This is a genomic window from Williamsia sp. 1138 (assembly GCF_002095435.2).
Classification (GTDB): domain Bacteria; phylum Actinomycetota; class Actinomycetes; order Mycobacteriales; family Mycobacteriaceae; genus Williamsia.
On the sequence record NZ_MJEJ02000039.1, the window covers coordinates 128,305 to 150,827 of the forward strand.

Genomic DNA, 22,523 nt, shown 5'->3' on the forward strand with positions numbered 1-22,523 from the left:
TCGGTGGTCGCTCAGGGGACTGAATGTGGTGGAGCTAGTTGGGGATGGCCGGCCCTGTGGACGAAGTCTGGGGAGTGGTCGTCGTTGGCACCGTCGTCGTTGAGCTAGTCACCGACGGCCGCGTCGGCGGCGTGTAGGCCGGCCGGTCTGCGGTTGTGGTCGGGACCCGCGGGTTGGGGGCGGGCCGACGGGTGGTGGTGGTTTCTACAACGACGGTCTCCACCGGGACCGTCGTCTCGGGTACCTCGAGGGTCGCCGAGGTGACCGACGACGGCACTCGGCTCGGTGTGGTGGATTTCGTCGTCGCGCTGGGTGTCTTCGTGGAGGTCGCCGTGGTCGAGCTGACCGAGAAGGGCGCGACCACATCGGCCTTGCGGGGGCTCTCGGAGCCGCCGTTCTTGATCAGATACGCCGAACCCCCGATCAACGCGGCGGAGACGGCCAGACCGGCGGCGCCGGCGAGCAGCATGGCCTTCTTCTTGCCCGGGCCGGCTGCTGCGGCGGGCGCCGGTTTCTTCGACTTGGTGAGTGCGGCCGCACCGTGGGCGACAGCGAACTCACCGTGGTCGATGGTCTGGACTCCCAGGCCGGTGGCGGCACCCAGCGTGCTCGCGAGATCGGGGATTCCCGCGCCGGCGCCTGCCGGGGTGATCATCTCGACGTCGCGACCACGGCCCGGAAGCTTCGTCATCGCATCCGACACCGCCCGGGCACCCGCCATCTCCTGCACCGGGGGTGTCCCGGCCGGCAGCGTCGCGGTGTCGACGACGGATTCGGTCAAGGGGTCGACGAGCACCATCGGCTGCACTGCCGCGGTGTGGCCGGCGCCGTCGACGTTGACCACCAAGATCTTGCCCATTCCGGCGAACTGGCGGGCGGCCACCACAGCCAGGGCGGTGGCGATCGAGGTGATACTCGCGGCCAGCAGCCACGCGGGGATGGCGTCGTCGTCATCGTCGTCGGTCTGCGGGGCGGCGGAGTTCCGGCGGGCCTGATTCAGCAGGATCTGGGTGGCGGGGTCGGCACACGCGATCCCCACCGAGGTGATCGTCTCCGGGGCTGATCGGATCAGTCGGTCGATGGTGGCGACCAGATCGGACTGCGGCGAGATGGGGATGCGGTTCTGGGCCAGCAGCTCGCCACTGGCGCCATTGATCAGCACCGACAGGATTTCTCCGGCATCAATGGAGATTCCCAGGATGACGTCGTTCCGCATGACTTCCTTCGTTTCAGGTTCCGATCGTGAATGGTAACGCCCAGAAGACGCGAAAAACGACGTCGACGACGAACGATCGACACGGCGCGAGGTTGAAAGCTCCCTGTGAATCTTGGTCAATCGTGTCCAAAACGACGATCTGTTGGCACTATGGTCTGGTGCTTGCCGTTGTGATAACCGTCGCGGTGGTGGTGTGGGTCGCCATCTCCGTGGTTGTCGCCGTCCTGGTGGGCCGGGCGATACGCCTGCGCGACATCAGGGACGCCCGGCCGGAGTCGCCCGACGGCGACGACATGAGATCCAAGGCTTCGTGAGGGCCTGAAGTCAGGGTTGACCCTGCATTTTTGCTGCACCATGCTGCATACTGTGTCGAAAGGTGATCGTGAAACTCACTTTCGATGGTCTAGGGATACCAGGGGTCGGGAATGCTTACTGAATCCGAGATCGCCGCCAAGCAGAGGCGGTTGATTGGTCGTGCGTCGGAGCGCTCGGAGCTCACGGCGCTGGTCGACACGTTGTCGCCCGGGGTGCTGATCCTGTCGCCACAGGGTGACATCGAGATCGCCAACGACACCGCGCGCGAGCTGTTGGAGGTGCTCGAAGGTCGCGGTGGTGCGCGTGTCGACATCGCCCGCCCGCAGACGATGTGGCTGGCCGATGGCAAGGAAATCACTTTCGAGGAGCTACCCCACAACACCATCGTCAGAGACCGACAAGCGGTCAGGGATCTGGAGATCCAGATCGATCGCCCTGACGGTCAACGAATGTGGTTGTGTTGCAGCGTATCTCTGCTGGACGAGTCCGATCCGCAGTCTTCGGTGGTGGTGACGCTCTCCGACATCACCGAGCTGCACTGCCTGCGTGAGCGCGTACACAAGAGCGACAACTACGACGCCGTCACCGGTCTTCCGAATCTGCCGTTCGTCCTCCGTCAAATCGGTGACCTGCTCACTGCCACCCGCAGCGCCGACGCCGACGTCTCGACGGTCGTGATGGTCATCAATTTCGACAAGCTCAAGGAACTGAACGTCTCCCTCGGGCACCTGCGTGGTGACCGGGCGCTGGCGATGACCGCCGAGCGGCTGCGTTCGGCACTGCCGTCGCGGCATCTGGTGGGCCGGGTGGTCGGGGCCGAGTTCGTGGCCGTGCTGACGGGTCTCGACGAGGACGGGATCGAGGACATCTCGGATCTCATCCATCTGCTGCTCACCGATCCCACCGACATCGACGGCAACGATCTGCGCATGCGGGCCAGTGTGGGATTCGTCCGGCTGCGGCCCAATGACACCCGCAGCGCCGAAGACATCATCAGCGATGCCGATACCGCGATGTACCACGCGAAGATGAAGGGCGGCGGGCACACCGTCGACTTCGATCGGCTGCGGCTCACCGGCGTCTGAGCCGGCTGTTAGCCACGTACCGCTAATGGCTTGCGATAGTTAATTTGCGCGCTTGTCAAGCCAGTGAAATGCGTCATAGCAGTATCGACGGCGCGCATCGTCGACCGGCCGCACCACACCAGTCTTGGGGGCCAGTCACGTGCTCGTGACGGGCAGGGCGTCAACTGAGACTCGCAAATGATCGTTGCGATCATGGTGTCCCGTTTAACTCTGGCTAGCCGCCCGAAAAGCCGATGTTGCGGGGTGTTGAGCAGGCGTACAGGATTGGTGGCAGACGATACACATGCAGTCGGCCATGACTACCAGAGGGACTCGCAAGAGATGAAAACTTTTGCGCGACAGAACACACCGGACCGTAAAGCCTCGACGCCCGCACCCGGCGGCCCGGACGCAGGCCTCGATCACGCGTCCGTCATCAGTTCTCTGCTCGAAGCGGTTGTCGTGGTTTCGGCTCGCCGGGGCATCCGCGTCGCCAATCCCGCGGCACTCGAGCTTCTCGAGTTGGACGCACGCCACCTCGACCTCGGCGGCGGTCTTGCCGGCGTCCTGAGTTTCACCGACGCGGAGGGGTCACCCCTCACCCCGGGCTCGTATCCGGATCGGATGGTTGTCCGGACCGGACGGCCCGTGAGCGGAATGATCGTCGGCTACATTCTGCCCAGCCGGCGCCGTCTGCACCTGAAGTGCAATGCGGTGCTCGTCGACGGGAGCGATGACGACGATCCGACCATCGCGGTGTCGATCAGGGACATCACCGAAAAGCAGGCGTCATGGCGTCGGTTGGCCTACGCCGCCCACCACGATCTCATGACCGGACTGCTCAATCGCACCGCGGCGCTCACCCGGCTGCATGCGGCACTGACCGAGCGCCCGCACGACGACGGACCACCGCGATCTCTGGCCGTCATGTTCATCGACCTCGACCACATGAAACGGGTCAACGACACGTTGGGCCACGCCGACGGAGACCGGGCGCTGATCGCAGTGGCCCGGCGCCTGCACTCGCTGACTCCTCCACCGGGTTTCGTCGGCCGTCTCGGCGGCGATGAGTTCATCGCCGTGATCGACAGCGATGACCGCGACGAGGTGGAGTGGATCTCGCGCACGATCCACCAGAGTCTCGCCGAACCGGTGGACATCCGCGGGCAAGGGTTCGTGATCAGTGCGAGCGTCGGGTTGGTGCGGGTTCCGGGCGACGATGACCGGTCGGCTGCCGACCTCATCCGTGACGCCGACGAAGCGATGTACGCGGCGAAGATGGCCGGAGGCGGTCGCACGGTCGACTTCGACTCCATCGGACGCGACGGGCTTCGGTCGATCGGGGCGTGAAACCTTCGGCGGTCAGACTTTTCAGGAACCTGATCCCCGGAAGACTGCTCGTATCGTCAGAATGATGATCTTGATGTCCAGCCAGACGGACCAGTTTTCGATGTAGAAGTTGTCGTAGATCGCTCGGTCGTCGATGCTGGTGTCGCCACGAAGACCGTGGATTGCTGCCCAGCCGGTCAGGCCGACGTTGACGCGGTGGCGATCGCGGTACGACGGAATCGATTCGGCGAACTGATTGACGAAGTGTGGTCGTTCCGGCCGTGGCCCGACCAGGGACATCTCTCCGCGGACCACATTCCACAGTTGTGGTAGTTCGTCGATCGATGTTCGCCGGATGAAGTTGCCGACCCTGTTCACCCGCACCGCACGATCGGGGTTCCAGGAGGTGTCAGATTCATCTTCGGTCACCGGCCGCATCGAGCGGAACTTGAAGAGGGTGAACTCGGTTCCGCTCCTTCCGACTCGAATCTGGCGGAAGATTATCGGCGCGTCACGGTCGGACAGGAAGACCGCGAGCGCCGTAGTGGCCAGAATCGGAGACAACAGCGTCATGGCGCTCAAGGCCACCACAAAGTCGAACAGCCGCTTGCAATGCCAATACCAGGTGCGATAGATATCGCGCCGAACGCGCAACAGTGGAATTGTGTGAATCCGGTCCATGTCGGCGCTCAGGTGCATGAACTCGAACAAGCGGGGAACGATGAAGATCTCGCAATCGAGGCGCTCGAATTCGCGGAGCGGGGAGACCAGCTCCGAATCCGGAGCGTTTCGGAAAGCGATGATGACCGTTTCGATGGAGTGTTCGAGCACCACATCTCGCAGGCGTGCGTCTGGGACCACGGGGATCTGAAAGCGCTCGGTGTCGAACAACGGATCCCGGTCGATCACCACGATCGGCTCGAGCCCGAGTTCGGGATGTTCGGCAATGCTCTGGGTGAGCTTCGCGGCAACCTTCCCGCCGCCGACGATGGCGGTGCGACTGCGCTGTCCCGGCGAACGGGTTCGCCGGCGCCGTTTCACGAAGTAGTAGATGACGCGGATGGCGAAGAGAACCGCGAGCACCCCCAAAGAGACGACCAGCACGCGACTGAGCCGGATGTCCATCGCGGCCACCAGGGATATCAGCGACACCGCAGCCAGGCAGGTGACGGCGAGCCGTGGAAGATCGTTGAGCGCCGAGAGAGTGATCTGGGCACGATAACCGCCCGACAACTCCACAAGGAGGACCACGGTCAGTGCAACCAGGAGAGCCGTCCACGGAGGGTCGAAGAAAGAGAGCGCGACGGTCAGGGCGACCAGATCGGTCAGCAGGAGCGTGGTGTCGACCCGTCGTCGCTGCCTCAGATTGTATTTCGCGGTGACACGGCCGACGACGCCCAGCCTTCTCACGGCTACGCGGGAATGTTCAGGGCGGTTCAGCATTCTCGGTTCTCTGGAGGATCTCTGGGCGGCGGGTGACTCATGGACTGTGTGATTCGGAACGCTGCGGATATGACTGCCGTCGCGCTGCTTTCTCAACGGAAAGTCAAGGCAACGTGAATGCCTTGTCGTACTGCGCAAAGACCGCCTTGCGAGAATACTCCGCATCGAAATGGTTTCGCGCGGCGTCCGCTATGGCGGCGTTGTAGGCGGGGGACGTGAGGTCGAGCAGGTGCGTCATGAATTCGCTCGTCGAGTCGGCCACCAGAACACCGTGCTGCGGGCCGGAGGAAATACCGTCGGCACCGACAGGCGTGGATACCACCGGGATTCCGCGGCCGAGCGCCTCGATCACCTTGAGTTTGATCCCAGATCCGAACCGTAAGGGATTGATCATCGCTGCGGCGCGGGTCAGAGCCGCGGACAGGTCTGGCGCGAATCCCTCCAGGGATACGGTTTGGGGGTGTTGCGCGGCCGCCGCGACCAAACCGGGCAGCGGATCCCGGCCGAATATCTTGAGGGTGGCGTCGGGGCGTTCGGCAAGCAGTTTTGGCCAAGTCGAATCGATGAAAGTGCGTAGACCGTCGTCGTTATGCGGCAGAGAGAGCAGGCCAAGGAACACGAACTCGGGTGCACCCTGATAGTCCCGGTTCGTTTGGGTCGGGGTGCTGATCAACGGCGGGATCGACTGCGTTTGGTTCTCGCCGACTCGGGCTCGTCGACGCAACAGGTCCGCCTCGTGCGAGTTGACGAGCAGACTTCTGCGAAAGCGGCGGGCGACCCGGTCTTCACTGCGCTCGACGAGGCGGCGTTCGGCGCGCAGCAGGGCTCGCTGACCCTGTTTGTTCTCGGCGATGGGCCGCAGAGCGGCCGGGACGTGCTCAGCGAAGTTGCCGAGGGGTTGAATGTTTACGTCGGAGTACTCTTCGGCTGCCCGCAGCATTGCGGCATACCGCTCCGAGAAGAGGTCGTCGAGATAGCAGATCTGCTTGTCGAGGCCGGTCTCCGAGGCGTACTGCGCGGTGCGGACGGTGTCGAAGATCTCGAGGCCGAGATCCAGCTGCTGGAGAACACGGGCGATTTCTCTACCGGTCTCCTTCGACCGCAACAGTGACTCTTGCAGGCTTGCGCGCCCAGTTCCCGCGCCAAGCACTGCATTGCCCAGGGCCGCGATGGCACGTGGTTTCGGAATTGCGTGGAGCGGCACGGGGAAGTCAGCACCAGCGTGGCCACCGATCAGGAGGTAGTGCACGTTTTCCGCGCCGAATCGTTCTGAGAAGTATTCGATCAGGCCTGCGAGGACAACCTTCTTGCCGGCATCGATCGGATACGGTCGGACGGCACTGATCAACCCGACTGTTTCCGTCATTTACCCTCCATCGTCGCAGCGTCGACGCGCTCAGACTGTATCGCGAACGCAACAGGTAATGCAGGCCTCGTTGAATCCGTCACTATTTTGGTTTCTGGCGAGATCCTACGACTAGAGTTGGGTTGTTCTATCTCCGGGGGATGGAACGCAAATGTCCGGAATGCGCATTCGGCGTCGGGAATGAAGAAAGCGAAGCTTCACATGCACGCCCTTCGTCGCCGGCCCGTCTCTGAGCCGAGCAGGCCGGACCCCGATCCCGTCGCGATTCCTGAATTGACTGGGTTCACAGGGTCATTGTGGGCGGCGCAGACCGACGTTCTGGAGCGAATAGACATCTCGTCGCCCCGGTGGGATTCACCCACCGACGTTTTTGATCGTGTCGATGAACCCACGCCGGCGACGGGCAAACAGGCCGCCTGGAATTACCTCGTTTTCGCGCTCAGCAAGAGTTCCACTCTGATCATGACGATCATTTTGGCACGTCTATTGAATCCCGAGGAGTTCGGCTTATTCGCTTTTGCGCTGCTCGTGGTCAATCTCTTCGATTTCGTCAAAGATCTCGGTATCGGTGCCTCGCTCGTCCAGAGTCGGCGAAGTTGGGCCCGTATTGCGCCGACCGGGCTGACCCTGTCGGTTGTTTTCGGTGTCTTGATCGGTGGTGTGCTCGCGGCCTCCGCGGGGTTGACCTCGCGGCTCGTCGGGCATCCGGATCTGGAACCGTTGATCCAGGTGCTCGCCATCGGCCTGACCATCTCGGCACTCAGTGTGGTGCCGATGGCGTCGCTGCGACGCAAGATCGACTTCAAAGGCCGGATATTTCCTGAGTTCGTCGGCGCGCTGCTGAAGACCGTGCTCACCATCGGGCTGGCGGTGGGCGGGCTAGGAGTGTGGAGCCTGATCTGGGGACAGCTCCTCGGCGTGACGGTGACCATGTTGCTCTACTGGAGGGTCGCTGGGTCGTCGCTCCAGTTCGGTTATGACGGCGAGACGGCACGTGCTCTGCTCAAGTTCGGCCTACCGGTCACCGCCGTGACGCTGTTGGCGTTCGGGATCTACAACATCGACTACCTTGCCGTCGGAACGCGGCTCGGTGACGCCGAGCTGGGCCTGTACACGCTGGCCTACCGCGTCCCGGAATTGCTGGTCCTGAGTCTCTGCGGCGTCATCAGTGAGGTCCTGTTCAGCTCGCTCTCCCGTTTGCAACACGATCTACCCTCCCTCGGCAAGCACTACCTGCAGACGCTCGGTGTGGTGGTAGCACTGACCGCACCGATCGGTATCGGACTCGCTGTCGGGGCCGACGCTTTGATCGCGACGATGTACGGCCCCAGTTACTCGGCGGCGGGACCGATGCTCGCGGTGCTCGCTCTGTATGCGGTGATCTACTCCGCCTCTTTCCATTCTGGCGATGTCTACAAGGCCATCGGCAGGCCGAGCGTCCTGACGGCGATCAACGCCGGCAAGTTCGCGGCACTCATCGTCCCGATCTGGTGGGCGGCGGGCCACAGCGCGGTCATGGTCGCGGTGGTGTTGCTCGGTGTCGAGCTCGTGCACTTCGCGGTGCGAATGCGGGTCGTCCACCGCGTCTTGACGCTGTCCTGGCCGGAGCTGCTGGTCACCATCGCCCGTCCACTCTCCGCCGCGGTGGTGATGGGTGGGGTGCTACTCGGTGTGAACCACCTCTGCCGGAACCTCCCGGCCCCTGCGCTTCTCGCGGTGCTGGCGATTGCCGGACTTGCTGTCTACATCGTCGTGGTCCGGTTCACCGCCCCAGAGCTTTTCGCGATGGTGTCGGGGCCGGTTCTTCGTAAGCTCGGACGTGAGCCCGCCCCAGACCTGAACCCCGCAGGCCCGAAGCCCGCCAACCTGTACCCGGTGGATCCGGAACCGATGACCTTTCTGCATACGTCCCCGGAGCCGAGATCCCCGGCCACGGCCACCGTTAATGGCTCAGGTGGCCGGCACCGTGCCGGACCCGATCACCGCCCCCTGGTCCCGGCAGGCAAGACCGGTGGCGGCGGCCGGCATCGGGCCGCGCCCGTTTCGCAGCCGCAACCATCTTTGATGTCTAATTCACGGGAACTGCGGCCATCGGCCGAGTCAGATTCTCGAGGTCGGCACCTCCACGTGTCGCAAACCAGAGGAAATAAATGATGAAAACCCTTCGCGGCTCGGCCCGGAAGGTCGTGGCGCTCGGCGCCCTTGTCGGCCTGCTGCTCGGGATCGTTGCTGCCCTTGTTTTCTCGGCCGTGCAGTCGCCGAACTACGAGGCGAAGGCTGTCGTGGTGATGATGCCGGCCCCGGGCGTCCCGGTGGCGGAGACGTCTTACTACTGGGAAATCCTGAGCCGCGGCCAGGTCACGCGCACGGCCGCCATCGTGCTCGCCGACCACAATTGGATGGACGATGCGGCGCAGGCGGCGGGGGTTCCCGAGAGCGATCTCACCCTGACCACCGGTGCCGTCGCCGACACCACTCTGATCGAACTGACGATGAGCGCTGGTTCAGCCGACGCGGCGGAGAAGTCGCTGACGAAACTGATCGAGGTTGCTTCTCCCGACGCTGCGAAGATCTCCGGCCCGTTTGTGCTGAAGGTGATCTCGTCTCCCGAGGGTAGCGCCGAGAAATCGGGGATCTCGAGCGCGCAACTGGTTCCCGCGGCGGCGATCGCCGGACTGGTTCTGGGGGCCGGGATCGCATTGCTTTTGACGCGCATCGGCGGTGTCGGGACAGCAGTGTCACAGGCACCCGCTGGCCCCCCGGTCGAACCAGCACCCAAGCCGGATCCGCGTGTGGAACCGAAACCCGACTCGAATCTGGAGTCGAAGCCGGAGCCGGACGGTGGGCAAGACGTGTCGCAGAAGACGTCCGAGTAGAAACCGGCAATGACAACGAAGATCAGAACGGCTGAGGAGCCCAGCGTGAGAGCCGGGCCGGCTCTCACGGCCAACGACCTCGCCGTGTTCCTGATCGGAACCGGACTGGCCCTTGTCGCTGCGATCACGCAGCTCGGGCCTCGGATCTCGCTGCTGATGATCGTGCCCGCGGGTGTGGCGCTCGGTGTGTACGCAATGCGCCGCCCACTTGTCACGCTCCTGCTGCTCGTCGTCGCGGAGACGTTGAACCTGGCAGGTGTTGTCGCCCTGCATGTCTCGTTGCCGGTGTTCCCCGCCTCGCTGGCGCTGGGGCTGTTGACGATCGCCCTCGCCCTGCGAGATCCCGGTTTGCGAGCACGACTGAATCGCTGGACGGTCGTCTTCGCCGGTCTGATCTGCGTGTACCTGGCGACGCAGGCCGTCGCAATCATAGGCAGCGTGGACCTGCAGGAGTCCACCTGGACCATCAGGCGGATCGTCCTCGACTGCGCGTTCTTGATGATCGTCTTCGTGCTGGCGCAGTTCACTGCGCGGCCATGGACGGTTGCGGTCGCCATCGTCGTTCCACTGGCGGTGTTATCACTGCTGGCTCTGGTGAACGAGCTCGTCTTCGCCGGGGGCTCATCGTTTTTCGGCTTCTCGACGGTCACTGAAGCCTCGGGCGAACTGACCACCACGCTCCGATACGGTGGCCCACTTCCAGATTCGAACTTCTGGGGCCGGAATCTTGTCATGGGTCTGCCCCTGGCTTGTGCCCTGATCCACCGGTCGGTCCGCTCGAGAGACACCCGTGCGGCCATCCTGTGGGGCGCGTCTGTGCTCGCGCTCCTCGCGGGCATTTATCTCACCCAGTCCCGGGGCACCTTCGTCGCGGCAGCGGCGGGGCTTGTCGTCTGGATCGTCTTGAGCGGCCCGACCGTCCGGAAGTGGAGTCTGCTCGCATTTCCGCTGATGGGATTGATGTTTTTTGTCCCCGGCATCGGGAACCGGCTCACAGCGCTCTATGACGATGTCTTCGGGGCGAACGTCGACTACGGAATCGATCCTTCGATCCTCGGCCGCAAAGCAGCGCAAGAGATCGCGTGGGCGATGTTCGACGATCGGCCGATCTACGGCTTCGGGCCCGGTACCTATTACACCCAGGTTCCGGAATACGCGGGGACCGTCCAGACCGCGGTGGTTCACCCCACCGACGCCCCCCATAATCTTTATGCCCAGCTCGCTGCGGAATCAGGCATCGTCGGGCTGACCGGATGGCTGGTGATGGTCATCGGAATCGTCGGCCTGCTCGCCCTGCGGCTCTACTCGAATCCGTCGGTGCGCGACCGTGTTCTGATGGCTGCTGCAGTGGCGGCCGTTGCCGCATGGTCGGTGGCGAGCATCTTTCTTCACCTCGCCTATTTCCGATCGTTCGCGCTGGTCCTCGCGCTTGCCGGGGCGATGGGCGCGGCCGGGGGTCCATTTACGGCCGAGGCCACGCGAGGATTTGCTCGCGGTGTCGCAGTGACGATCACGACGGCGGTCGCCGGTGTGCTGGCCGCAGGAGCCGTACTGTGGTCCACGACAATTACCGAGACCACGGCGACCCAGGAGCTCATGTTGCTACCGCCGGGAACCTCAACGGACGACGGGTATGGCTATGCGCTCGACATCCGTTCGCGCTCACCTGTCCTCCCGACCTATGCGGCGATCATGAGGTCGGCGGAGCGTTCGGCGACGGTCACCGCCGACCCTGTTCGTGGGGTGGTGACCATCAGTCGAACCGGCCCCGACGCCGCTGCCGCCCGCGATGAACTCAAAGCCGACGTGGACCTCGCACTCGAACGGGTCCGAGCGGTCGACGCCGACAGCGACTACTCGATCGTCGACGTCGGTCTCCAGGTGACCAGCGAACCAACCCATTCCGGGCCGGCCACAGCAGTCGCACTGCTGGTCGGTGCGGCGGCTGCGGTCGGTGTCGGATTGGCGATTCGCAGATTCGCGGGCCGACCAGTGGGCGTCCCTCGGCGCACAACAGCGGGGACTGCGCCATGACCCGACCCATCGTCCTGGTCGAGTTCTCACCGTCAGGCGGTCTCTTCCAATTCGCGGTGCAACTGGGCGAGGCTCTGGCCCGCCGGGGTGAGCGCGTCATCCTTCTCACCGGTCCGAGGCCCGAGTTCACCTCCAATCAGCCCGGCTTCACCATCCAGTCGTCGTTGCCGACGTGGCATCCCGCCGACACCGAGGTGCTTTCGAAACCGCTGCGAGTCGCCAGGCGCGCCCTTCGGGCCGGGCAGCTGATGGTGGCCTGGATCGTCCTCGCAGCGGTGTTGATACGGATTCGCCCGCGCGCGGTGCTCTGGTCGCATTGGCGATTCACCTTTGAACCCATGTTCGTGGTGCTCATCACCCATCTGGTCCGTAAGTCGACTTTTGGAATCGTTGCGCACGAACCGCTTCCGCGATCAGACGCCCGCGATACGAGTACACCCAAGTCGGGCCGACTGGTGGACGCCGCCTTCGCCGCGGCGTGGCGGCGCATGGACGTGGCATTCGTGCTCGGACCTCGTACCCGAGACGTGGTGCTCGAGCACTTCGAACCCGGCGGCGAGGTGGTCGTCATCCCGCACGGAGACGAAGGCCTGCTGGTGACCGGCGATGAGACTGTGGCCGTGTCCGACACGGGGCCGGTGGCGCTCTTCTTCGGGACGTGGACGACATACAAAGGCATAGACGTCCTGCTCGACGCGTTCGCCCTGGTGCGCACGCAGTTGCCCACCGCCGAACTCGTACTCGCCGGGGCGGTCGGTGCCGATATCGATCATGCGAGTCTGTTGCGGCGGGCCGCGGAGATCGGGAATGTCGATGCCCGAGCGGGTTACGTCGCACAAGCCGATGTGGCCGGCATCGTGCACTCGGCGCGGGTGGTGGTGACGCCGTACATCCGGGCGAGTCAGAGCGGAGTCGCCCATCTCGCATTCACCTTCGGGAGGCCGGTCATCGCATCTGCGGTGGGGGACCTGCCCGAGGTCGTCCGAGACGGGGAAACAGGCCTGTTGGTACCTGCGGGCGATGCCGCCGCGCTGGCCGCAGCGATGGTCGCACTGCTCACCGATCCGGACCTCGCGGAGCGGCTGGGTTGCACCGGACGATCATTTTTGACCGAATCGTGGTCTCTCGCGGCCGATCGGATCGTATTGTCACTGGAGGGGGTGTCATGACCAACCCGGAGGCAGACATGGGCAAACACACGGTGCAGAAGACCTGGTGGTTCGGACTCCATCCCAAATGGCACATCGCGGTGATACTCACACTGGTCGCGGCTGTGGCCATCGCCACGGGAGCCTTCATCTTCCGAAGTCAAACCACTTCTGCCGGAGCAACTCTCGCCAATCCGTTTGCAACCAACAGTCCTTTCAATACAACCATTGCCGGCAACGCCCAGATCGATCCGGCGAGTCAGGCGATGATCGCGCGTGCCACCAGAGACGGCCGGGTGTACGCGTCGACCCTCGAGTTCGGTATCCCGATCTACGGCGCAGACCGACGGACACCGCGTTACACGGTGAACTGCACGATCACGTATTGGGGTCCATGTCCTTTCGCGGGTAAGCAGGTTCCAATCCCCAACGGCGCCAGACCGCACAGTGGCAGCGATGGTGCCATGGTCGTCGTCGATCAGGGCGACAACAAGATCTACGAGTTCTGGCAGGCCCGCAACTCCGGCGGAAAGTGGACTGCATCCTTCGGGGCCGTCAATCCGCTGAACGGATCAGGCTGGGGTGGCGCGAGCACCGGTTCGGGCGCGTCGCGGCTCGGCGGTGTCGTCCGGATCGCAGAGATCGAACGAGGATCGATCCAGCACGCCCTCGTCGTGCAGAGCGACAACATCTGTGCTCGAATCTTTCGCAGCCCGGCTATCAAGACGGACGGCAATTCGACGCGGGCTGATTGCCTGCCCGAAGGTGCGCGCCTCCGCCTGGATCCGACGCTCAACCTCAACACCCTTCAACTGACTCCCGGCGAACGAACAGTCGCCCGGGCGTTGCAACAGTACGGCGCCTACGTCATCGACATAGGTGGATCGCCGCTCAGTATGAGTTTCGAACTCGACACCCGGGCCCCGGCAGGATCGATCGGCCAGGTCTACGAAAGGGCAGGATTCAGGTGGGACTACGACGGAATGTCGGCGATTCCGTGGAAACGGTTGCAAGTCATCAGATGACACGACCGCTCCGGGTACTGCTGCTGATCGATGCCTTTCGGATGGGCGGCGCCGAGACATTATTGGCGCCGCTCGCCGTGGCCTTCCGGGACAGCAATGTCGAGATGGAGTTCGTCAGCGTGCTCGACGCCTCGGCAGACGCCGCGAAGACGAACGAGATCCTGAACGAGGCCGGCGTGGTGACACGGGCGCTGGGCATCAAACGGTTACTCGATCCCACCGCGATTCCCAAGGTGGTGCGGGAGATCCGCCGCGCAGACTTCGACGTCGTGCACGCCCATCTGGAGATGGCGACGACGCTCGCCGTTCCCGCTGCCGCCATCGCCGGCCGTTCCGCGGTCTGCACTTTCCATCACGTCGCCCGTCCGCTGACCGGCCGCGAGGGCGCGCGTGAGCGTCTCGCCGTGGCCGCTGCAGGCCACGCCTACCGGGCTTTGTTCGTCTCGCAGGCTTCTCGCGACTCATTCCAGGAGATCTATCGTCCGAAAGGCCTGCCGGGCAATTGGGACGTGATGCACAACGGGATCGACATCGGAAACTTCGTACCGGGGCCGGCAGATGCGGAAGTCCGAACGGAATTGGGCGGTACAGAGGGGCCTCTGGTTGTCTTGCCCGCTGCATTTCGGGATTTCAAAGGTATTCCCAACGCAATCCGCGCCTGGCCACTCGTCCTCGAGCGCTTCCCGGACGCAGTCCTCTCGCTCGTGGGCGGTGGATCCGCAGAAGCCGAGTTGCGGGCGGAGGTCGCCGCCGCCGGGGTCGGTCAGAACGTGGTGTTCGCCGGTGTTCGGTCGGACATGCCGAAGGTCTACCGCGCGGCCGACATCGTGCTGCTGCCGTCGATACATGGCGAAAACCTGCCGACCGTGCTGATCGAGGCGGCCGCGTCGGGCCGGGTCGTGGCGGCGTCTCGCACCGGCGGTATCTCCGACATCGTCGTACACGGTGAGACCGGGATGCTGTTTGAACCAAACAATCCACGGGCATTGGCCGATACCGTCATCGAGTTGCTCGCCGATCCGGGGCGTTGCCGAACGCTCGGAGAGGCAGCAGTCATCCGGGCGCGCTCGGAGTTTTCGGCGTCGTCGTGGGCGGAGAGGTTGTACGCCTTGTACGCCGAAGCCGCGGGCAAGAAACGGTGAGCGCGGCCCCGGTGCAGATCGTCTACTTGGTGTCGCGATTTCCGCGTACCTCAGAGACTTTCATCGTTCGCGAGGTCGATGGGCTGTCGCGCCTGGGTCGCTTCGACATTTCCCTGCGGTCGCTCTTTCCCTCTCCGGACACCGCAGTGCACGAGGCGTCCCGGCGGTGGACAGATCGGGTCCGGCGCCCCTCAGGTGTCGATGCCCTGCTCGCGTTCGGTTGGGCGCTCGTCCGCCATCCGCTGGCGCTGATGACCGTCCTGGCACTGGTCGTCGCCGGTCACCGCCGATCTCCGCGGCTGCTTCCGCGAGCTCTGGTGACGGTCGTCCTGGCATGCGCGCATGCGAGAGATATCGGGCGGACGACTCCGAACGCCCACATCCACGCGCACTACGCCACGTATCCGGCTCTCGCAGCGTGGGTCTGCCACCGATTGATCGGCATCACTTACAGCTTCACCGCCCATGCGCATGATCTGTATGTCGATCAGTCCATGCTCTCTCGCAAGATGGCCGAGGCAACGTTCGTGGTGACCATCTCGGAGTACAACCGCCGGTTGCTGAATCTGCGAAACGACGTAAAAACCGCTGTGCACGTGGTGCATTGCGGAATCGAGACCTCCAATTACCCGTTCCGCCCACGGGAGCCGGCCGCGGAGGGGCCCGTGCGGGTTCTCTGCGTGGCATCCCTGCAGGAATACAAGGGGCACGAGATTCTGCTGCGGGCGCTGGCGGCCGGTGGAACGGGTGTCGATCGCATCGAACTCGACCTGATCGGCGACGGGCCGCTCCGTGCGCCTCTCACCGAACTCGCGCGCGACCTCGGTCTCGGGGAACGGGTTCGATTCCTCGGTGCCCGCACCGAAGTCTTTGTCGCCGAGAAGCTCGCGTCCACCGATGTGTTCGTGCTGCCGAGCGTCGTGGCCGCGGACGGCCAGATGGAGGGGCTCCCGGTCGCGCTGATGGAAGCGTTGGCATCAGGAGTGCCGACGGTATCGACGTCGTTGTCCGGCATCCCGGAGATCATCGTGGACGGGGTGACCGGGGCGCTTGCCCGACCCGGCGATGTCGACGATTTGCGGCGGGCACTCGAAGCCACCATCGCCAGGGGTGGTGAGGTGATCCGCTTGGCGGATGCGGGCAGAGAATTGGTTCAGCGTGAGTTCGAGTTGGCTGTCACGCTGGGTGAGCTGGTGGCGCTGTTCGATCACTACCTCGGGGCCGACCAGGCTCCTCCACCGAGACGATGATCACCGCCATCGCGTGACAGTCGGTGTGTGACAACGACAATTGCCCGAACTGCCAGCCCAGCGACCGGGCTCGCGCCGCTACAGAACCCGCCAGGTTCACGAACGGCACACCACGGCGCAGGATCACCTCGATCTCGCGCGGGGGTGTGGCCATCTCGGGGTCGGCGAAGGTCTTGACAACTGCTTCCATCGCCGCGAACCGTGCGGACAGGCGTTCGATGCTGCCGGCGCAGTCCTGGAGTTCGTTCTCGGTGAAGACACGTTGCAGAAAGCGTGAACCGAACTGCGCGACGGAGTCACGGATGTCGGAAATGGCCACCACATCGCAACCGATGCGGGTGCCGGGCGGTGGGGTGAGCGACAGGTGCGCGTCGGTGGGGATCATCACGACTCACGTTCTCGGTTGTCCATCACAACCCGGATGGGTAGGTGGTGGTCGATCGAAGTCACTGTGCCCGAGGGCTGCTCGCGGGCACCATCATGTGGTATCAGTCGGACGACGTACGCCGAACCTCCGGCGAGATGGAAGAAGTTGTCGGATGGCCGCCAGCCCGCCAGAGTGATCTCCACATACCGCAGGCACACCGATGTCTGCAGTGTCAGATACCAATCGCCCGCTTCCTGCTGCGCGGTGGCGGTGAGGTCGGTGCGGGCCTGCCCCGGCCTCGGAGTCACGACCAGGACGTCGCGCGCCACGACGGCGCCGTCCATAAGGAGGGAGACCTCGACGGCATCGGCGACCGCGGTCCCGAAGCCGTAGGCGTGGGACAGATCGGTGAACCGACCTGTCAGATCAGCGTCGTGGAACGTGACCGACGAGTGCGGCTCGACGACCACGGCAGTGTCGGCGTCGGCGACGCGGTGTCCCGATGAGTTGGTCGCGATCAACGCGAGCGTGCCCGCCAAGGGAGTCGGGCCGTCGTTGTAGACGTCGATGCGGACACCCGACAGGCCCTCGGACGTCGCGGTCACAGCGATGGGGGCCCACACCCTGGACAGCGCATCGAGTGGGGCCTTCGGATCGCCGTCCACGTCGAGTAGACCCCACCCGGGTCCCGGGCGTAGATCCCGGGCGGAGAGCACCAACGCCCCGTCGCAGCGTGAATCCTCCCGACGCCACCAGGAGTAGCAGGCGATCATCGCCTCGGCGATCGCCGCACGACCGAGCTGGAGATAGCGGTCGGGGTCGAGCCTGCGAACCAGAAAAGGATTGACCGCGAAGACTTCCGACACGTAATGGTCGCGAACGTCCTCGAAATCCCAGGACGATCCGCGGTCTCTGGGTACCCCGGTCTTCCAGTCGGGCGCATGTCCGGCCACCTGCGCGCCGGAGAAGTGACGGTCGACGGCAGCCGGCGAAGCCGGGATCGCAAACGCCAGGCACTCAGCGGCGAACCGGACGCCCGCATGTCGCACGTCGGGTAACGGACGAAGGTATCCGCCCACCCCGAACCAGTGACTGACACCGGAATCCGGCCTGATCGCCAGATCGTCGGATCCGGCAGGAGCCGAGGGGCTGGCAGCAACGTAGGGTACGTCCGCCTCGTCTGACACCACCGTCGGCAAGACGGTGTGCAAAAGGTCGATCCGCCGCTGCGCCGGGTCCAGACCGAGCATCTCTGGTTGTTGGATCGTTTCGTTTCCGCCGCTGATGACAGTGAGTGCAGGGTTCCCCGACACCGTCCGGAGCAGGCTCTGCAGCTCCCGGCGAAGGAGGTCGCCGACCTCGTCTGGCGGATCGAAGGTTGCCAGCATCACGTCCTGCCACACCAGGATTCCTTGTTCGGCGCACAGCGACCACAGCTCAGGACCGGCGTAGGTGGTACCTCCTGGGATGCGGATCATGTTCGCGCCGGCGGCAGCGAGGTGCGCTAGTTGCCTGCGCAGTGCATCGGTCATGGGGGAGGCTGCGTCCTGAGCCGGGTCCATCCAGACGGCACCGCGGGCGAAGATCGCCACGTCGTTGACGCGGATGCCGAAGCCACCGTCGGAGGTGGTAGCCGTGACGGTACGAAAGCCGAAGACGCGTTGATCGGCGGCGGCCTCGCCTACCAGGGTGGTCACCGTGTACAGCGATTGATCGCCGTAGCCGCGTGGCCACCATAGGTGCGGTTCGGGCACAGTCGCCGCGAGGCGGTAGCGCCCGGTTTCATCGGCGTGAACCGACGCCCGGGTGACCTCACGACCTCGATACGAGATGGCCACTGTCACTGGAGTGTCGGGAGATACCACGCCGGCGATGTCGACCCGCCCGCTCGCTGCGGCGGGGCGTACGACCACCTCCCGGGGCCCCGACTCGGGTACGAAGCGCACTGGGCGCCAGAACCCGACCGGGGCTGGTGGTCCCTGGTAGACGGGTGCCCGCCCGATCAGGGAGGTGCGTACCCAACGCATGCCCTGCGCGGCGATGAGCGATGAGCGCCAGCGGCCGCGGGGCCGACGTGTCGCGAGAGCTCGGTCGAGCGAAGGGAAAAGGACCGAGAGCTGATGCCGGCCGGCGGGCACGTCGACCAGCACTGGTAGGAACATCGACTCCACCGTGGCTACGGGTTGGCCGTCGATGAACACCGTGGCGGGTGCGGTCACGCCTTCGAACGCGATGGTCCTGGGGGTCGACGACGAGAGAGAAGTCTGAAACCACCAGTCCCGCGCGTCGATCGCTTCGGCTGAGCCCCGAATGGCCCCGACAGTGGTGGGCTCGCCGATCTGTACCGTGTCGTCCCACCGTGCGCCGAGTTCGCCGGGCGTCGCCGCAGCGCCAGGCTCGGTGTCGACAAGCCGCCAGCCGACGACAGTGGTCATGTCGCGACGGACTCGGCCACGGTGTCGAGACCACGCTCCCAGGCCCGGCCCATCGCCGTGAGCAGGTCGTCGACCTCGACTGTCCGGCCGCGGGCGGCTCGAGCCATCTTGAACTGAACGGCTTTCGCTCCTCGGGCGACGTCGAGGAAATACGGTGCTGCCTCTGCCGCTCCCGGTGCCAGCTCGACGCCGAGATGGGAACTGAGGTCAGCGGCGAGCTCGGCGGTCGCGCCGCATTGTCGAAGCGTCGCAAACGCCCACAGGTGGAAAGTCTCCATCCCGGCGCCCGGCAGCCAGTCGATCGCGGAGCGTACGTCACCCGCAAGCCGGTCGATCGGATTGCCCGGAGCGCGCCGTGAGAGGTGTTCTCGGACAACTGGCAACAACACATCGGGCTCCTGCCGATCGGGAAACCAGCGGATCTGCTCGACGTAGGGCAACAGTCCGGGCCGCGGACTGTCGCCCAGGCCGAAGATGCCCGCGAAGTCGTCGCCCGCCAGAGAGTGGGTCCCGGAGTTGTGGATATAGGTCAGCTGTCGCTGCTCTCGGTCGAACCGGACCGGCACGATGGTCGTCTTGGCGTGATTGCGGTGATAATCGGTGCCCGCGGTGTCGGGGAGCCACCAGCTGTCGACCTCGACGGTGTGCAGCAACTGCCGGGCCAGACCGCTTTCCACGGTGTCCACCAAAGGCATCCAGACGTTCTCCTCGGTGACCTCCAGGCCGTACAGGCGACGGAGGTCCTCCTGGGTCACCTTCAGAAAGGTCCACTGGCCGCCGTCGTGGTCGGTGGAGAGGGCGCAGGCGAACGCAGGAACCGGGTCACGGCCGAGGGCGTGGAGCAGCTCGACCCAGAGATCTATGTAGCAGTTGGTCTCCGGCCAGATGCGGTCTCCGTCATGGACCGGATGTGAGCCGGGTCCGTCGGCCGAGATGACCAGAGGCGCGGCACCGGTGTTCACGCAACACCGTCCAGGAGTTTGTTCACCACCGTTGCGAGATTCTGGACGGACGAAAAGGTGGCCTTTTTGAGGTCCTCGTCGGGAAACTCGACATCGAACTCGTCTTCGAGAGCAAGCATCACATTGACGCTGGCGTGCGATGTCAATCCCAATTCGTACAGATCGGCCTCATCGGTGACCGATTGTGGGTCGACCGACAACCGTCCATGGTTCGCAAGAACTTCGCGAATACGCTCTTCCACTGCAGTCCCTCTCGTGAATCGTCCACGTGAGACAGGATCTGCACCCCGCAAAACGATTGAGTTGACGATGTTGATCGTGCTTCTTACCCCCGAGTCTCGTAGATTACAGTATCTCTGGGGGGATTTGACCTGTCGCAGTTTTGGCGGGTACCAAGGCGATTACGTGCGCCGACAATGGGACAGGACCACATCGTGACCGAATCCATTCGTGCCGGTTTAACCGGTGCCGAGCTCGACTACGAGCAAGTCGTCACTGTTGCGGCCGCAGCCGCGCACGAAGTTGATCGTGACGCTCGTTTTCCGCATGAGGCCGTTGCGGCCATGCGGGACAACGGCCTTCTCTCCTGCTCCCTGCCGAGCGCGCTCGGCGGACGATCCACGAGCATCTCCGACCTGGCGGCCATGGCTCGCGCCCTCGGCACTGGCTGTAGTTCGGCGGCAATGGTGTTTGCCATGCACCACACGCAAGCGCTGTCGTTGCGGTGGCATGGAGCGCACGGCGACATCGCCGAACTGACTCGGACGATCGCGGCCGAGGAGGCGTTGCTGGCGTCCGCGACCACAGAGATCTCCACCGGCGGGGATGTCCGGTCGTCCGGTTGTGCCGTGATACCGGACGGAGCCGAGGTGGTGCTCGAGAAGAACGCACCGGTCATTTCTTATGGCGAGTACGCGGACTACATCTGTGCGACCGCGCGGCGCGGCCCGGACAGCCCGCCCAGCGACCAGGTGCTCATCGTCTGTCCGCGGTCTGACATCGAGCTCGAGAAGACCGGCACCTGGGACGTGCTCGGGTTCCGCGGCACGTGTAGCCCCGGGTTCATGTTGCGTGCCAGGACGCTGCCCTCGAACGTGCTGCCTGTCGATTACGGGACCATCTCGTCACACACCATGCTTCCGTCCTCGCACACCCTCTGGGCATCTGTCTGGCTGGGGATCGCGGACGCAGCGGTCTCGAAGGCAAGGGTTCAGGTACGCGCAGCGGCAAGGCGTAACGGCGGGGGACCCACGGACCGTACCGCCGCGTTCGCGGACCTGCTCGTCAGCCATCAACGCTTCGAGTCGTCTGTTGCCCAAGAGATTCGCCGCTACGAAGACTTTCTCGCGTCCGGGGAGCTGGAGACCACCGTCGGATTCGCCATCGCGATGAACAACCTGAAACTCACTGCCTCGCAGGCAGTCGTCGACGTCGTCTCGGCTGCGCTCGCCATGACCGGTATCAACGCGTACCGAGAGGATCATGTGGCGTCGATGGGAAGACTGCTCCGCGACGCCTTCGGGCCACAGCTCATGGTTTCGAACGAACGTATCCGCGCGAACAATGCTCAACTGGTACTTGCCTACAAAGGACGATGATGACAGCGATCGACCAATCCGAACAGCACATCGCGCTGGAGAACGCGCGTCGCGAATTCCGTGACCAACTCATCGAGGCGGATCTGCTCGTCCCATCGGGCATAGCGGGGCTTTATGGGCGCGGGGCGGTCTTCGAGGACCTCATCGACGGCATAGACCGGGTGGTGCAACGCGCCGGGTCATCGGCACACGGCACCGGCATTCGGCGGCTGCGTTTTCCGCCGGTGTTCCCGCGGGATTCATTCGAGAAGACCGATTACATCGCGTCGTTTCCGAATCTGACCGGAGCCATCTCGACATTCGAAGGTGACAACAAGAAGCACCGTGCACTGCTCGGCGATCGCGACGCCGGTCTGGGGTGGGACCACCACCTCACTCCAGCAGGCACAATGCTCGTGTCGGCCGCGTGCCATCCGAGCTACTCCGGTCTGACGGGCACTCTGGCGCAGGACGGCACGACCATGGACATCTACGGATACTGCTTCCGGCACGAGCCGGCGATCGACCCGGCGCGGATGCAGGCCTTCCGCATGCACGAGTTCGTCCGAGTCGGAACGCCCGAACAGGCTCAGCAGCACCGGGATTCGTGGGTGCCACGTGGTCTGCAGGTCCTCGAAGACCTTGGGCTCTCTGCCGCACCGGTCGCGGCCAACGATCCTTTCTTCGGTCGGGTCGGAAAAATGTTGGCTGCCAACCAACTCGAGGAGAGCCTCAAAACCGAACTCGTCGTCCGCTTGTACGACGACCTCGACGAGGGGACCGCGGTGGTCTCGTGCAACTGTCACCGCGACCATTTCGGGGTCACCTTTGACATCCAGACCGAAGACGGCGAACCGGCCCACAGTGCCTGCGTGGGTTTCGGAATGGAACGCATCGCGCTGGCGATGCTCCGTACGCACGGTCTGAACGTTGCCCGATGGCCCGCGCGGGTCGTCGCTGCACTCGAAGGATAA

Annotated in this window: 19 protein-coding genes; 12 read left to right on the plus strand and 7 right to left on the minus strand. The window is 64.4% G+C overall.

Translation table 11 applies throughout. The annotated features are described in order from the left end of the window. Positions 1-34: 34 nt before the first annotated feature. The gene (locus tag BH683_RS10920; RefSeq protein WP_084836285.1) at positions 35-1,216 is read right to left on the minus strand and encodes a hypothetical protein; all 1,182 of its coding nucleotides are present in this window, start codon (positions 1,214-1,216) and stop codon (positions 35-37) included. A 158-nt stretch (positions 1,217-1,374) separates the two neighbouring features. Between BH683_RS10920 and BH683_RS28655 the strand changes: the two genes are divergently transcribed. From BH683_RS28655 to BH683_RS10930, 3 genes are all read left to right on the plus strand, one after another. Further along, entirely contained in the window at positions 1,375-1,530 is a 156-nt protein-coding gene (locus BH683_RS28655) for a hypothetical protein (RefSeq protein ID WP_168187018.1), read from the plus strand. Positions 1,531-1,641: 111 nt separating this feature from the next. Then, positions 1,642-2,616: a sensor domain-containing diguanylate cyclase gene (locus BH683_RS10925; protein ID WP_084836287.1), complete on the plus strand. Its 975-nt coding sequence runs from the start codon at positions 1,642-1,644 to the stop codon at positions 2,614-2,616. Positions 2,617-2,937: 321 nt separating this feature from the next. Further along, a complete protein-coding gene (locus BH683_RS10930; protein WP_168187019.1) occupies positions 2,938-3,945 on the plus strand; it encodes a GGDEF domain-containing protein in 1,008 nt (335 codons plus the stop codon). A gap of 21 nt (positions 3,946-3,966) precedes the next feature. Here the strand turns inward: BH683_RS10930 and BH683_RS10935 are convergent, their stop codons facing one another. Further along, a complete protein-coding gene (locus BH683_RS10935; RefSeq protein WP_084836289.1) occupies positions 3,967-5,367 on the minus strand; it encodes a sugar transferase in 1,401 nt (466 codons plus the stop codon). A 103-nt stretch (positions 5,368-5,470) separates the two neighbouring features. Further along, the gene (locus BH683_RS10940) at positions 5,471-6,733 is read right to left on the minus strand and encodes a glycosyltransferase family 4 protein (protein ID WP_084836290.1); all 1,263 of its coding nucleotides are present in this window, start codon (positions 6,731-6,733) and stop codon (positions 5,471-5,473) included. A gap of 201 nt (positions 6,734-6,934) precedes the next feature. On the opposite strand from BH683_RS10940, the gene BH683_RS10945 reads away from it, so the two are divergent. The 7 genes from BH683_RS10945 to BH683_RS10975 are packed head-to-tail and all read left to right on the plus strand — an operon-like array spanning position 6,935 to position 16,208. Continuing rightward, positions 6,935-8,887 (plus strand): lipopolysaccharide biosynthesis protein, encoded by a 1,953-nt coding sequence (locus BH683_RS10945; protein WP_084836317.1) that lies wholly within the window; start codon positions 6,935-6,937, stop codon positions 8,885-8,887. Then, complete coding sequence (locus BH683_RS10950; RefSeq protein WP_084836291.1) at positions 8,887-9,609, plus strand: hypothetical protein; 723 nt, start codon at positions 8,887-8,889, stop codon at positions 9,607-9,609. The genes BH683_RS10945 and BH683_RS10950 overlap by 1 nt, the downstream gene beginning before the upstream one ends. A 45-nt stretch (positions 9,610-9,654) precedes the next feature. After that, positions 9,655-11,643, plus strand: a complete 1,989-nt coding sequence (locus BH683_RS10955) for an O-antigen ligase family protein (RefSeq protein ID WP_168187020.1) — start codon at positions 9,655-9,657, stop codon at positions 11,641-11,643. Then, a complete protein-coding gene (locus BH683_RS10960) occupies positions 11,640-12,812 on the plus strand; it encodes a glycosyltransferase family 4 protein (protein WP_084836293.1) in 1,173 nt (390 codons plus the stop codon). Before BH683_RS10955 ends, BH683_RS10960 begins: the two co-directional genes overlap by 4 nt. Then, positions 12,809-13,816 (plus strand): hypothetical protein, encoded by a 1,008-nt coding sequence (locus BH683_RS10965; RefSeq protein ID WP_246833313.1) that lies wholly within the window; start codon positions 12,809-12,811, stop codon positions 13,814-13,816. Before BH683_RS10960 ends, BH683_RS10965 begins: the two co-directional genes overlap by 4 nt. Further along, positions 13,813-14,958: a glycosyltransferase family 4 protein gene (locus BH683_RS10970; protein WP_084836294.1), complete on the plus strand. Its 1,146-nt coding sequence runs from the start codon at positions 13,813-13,815 to the stop codon at positions 14,956-14,958. Before BH683_RS10965 ends, BH683_RS10970 begins: the two co-directional genes overlap by 4 nt. Then, positions 14,955-16,208 (plus strand): glycosyltransferase, encoded by a 1,254-nt coding sequence (locus tag BH683_RS10975; RefSeq protein WP_084836295.1) that lies wholly within the window; start codon positions 14,955-14,957, stop codon positions 16,206-16,208. The genes BH683_RS10970 and BH683_RS10975 overlap by 4 nt, the downstream gene beginning before the upstream one ends. Here the strand turns inward: BH683_RS10975 and BH683_RS10980 are convergent. Genes BH683_RS10980 through BH683_RS10995 form a run of 4 tightly spaced genes read right to left on the minus strand, consistent with a single transcriptional unit; the run spans position 16,135 to position 20,214 of the window. After that, positions 16,135-16,593 (minus strand): holo-ACP synthase, encoded by a 459-nt coding sequence (locus BH683_RS10980; RefSeq protein ID WP_084836296.1) that lies wholly within the window; start codon positions 16,591-16,593, stop codon positions 16,135-16,137. The genes BH683_RS10975 and BH683_RS10980 overlap by 74 nt on opposite strands. After that, complete coding sequence (locus tag BH683_RS10985; protein ID WP_084836297.1) at positions 16,593-19,010, minus strand: hypothetical protein; 2,418 nt, start codon at positions 19,008-19,010, stop codon at positions 16,593-16,595. Before BH683_RS10985 ends, BH683_RS10980 begins: the two co-directional genes overlap by 1 nt. Continuing rightward, positions 19,007-19,972, minus strand: a complete 966-nt coding sequence (locus tag BH683_RS10990; RefSeq protein WP_084836298.1) for a DUF1839 family protein — start codon at positions 19,970-19,972, stop codon at positions 19,007-19,009. Before BH683_RS10990 ends, BH683_RS10985 begins: the two co-directional genes overlap by 4 nt. Further along, the gene (locus BH683_RS10995; RefSeq protein WP_084836299.1) at positions 19,969-20,214 is read right to left on the minus strand and encodes an acyl carrier protein; all 246 of its coding nucleotides are present in this window, start codon (positions 20,212-20,214) and stop codon (positions 19,969-19,971) included. The genes BH683_RS10990 and BH683_RS10995 overlap by 4 nt, the downstream gene beginning before the upstream one ends. A gap of 192 nt (positions 20,215-20,406) precedes the next feature. On the opposite strand from BH683_RS10995, the gene BH683_RS11000 reads away from it, so the two are divergent. Together BH683_RS11000 and BH683_RS11005 are read left to right on the plus strand one after the other, a co-directional pair. Next, positions 20,407-21,570: an acyl-CoA dehydrogenase family protein gene (locus BH683_RS11000; protein WP_246833314.1), complete on the plus strand. Its 1,164-nt coding sequence runs from the start codon at positions 20,407-20,409 to the stop codon at positions 21,568-21,570. Further along, the gene (locus BH683_RS11005; protein WP_084836301.1) at positions 21,567-22,523 is read left to right on the plus strand and encodes an amino acid--[acyl-carrier-protein] ligase; all 957 of its coding nucleotides are present in this window, start codon (positions 21,567-21,569) and stop codon (positions 22,521-22,523) included. The genes BH683_RS11000 and BH683_RS11005 overlap by 4 nt, the downstream gene beginning before the upstream one ends.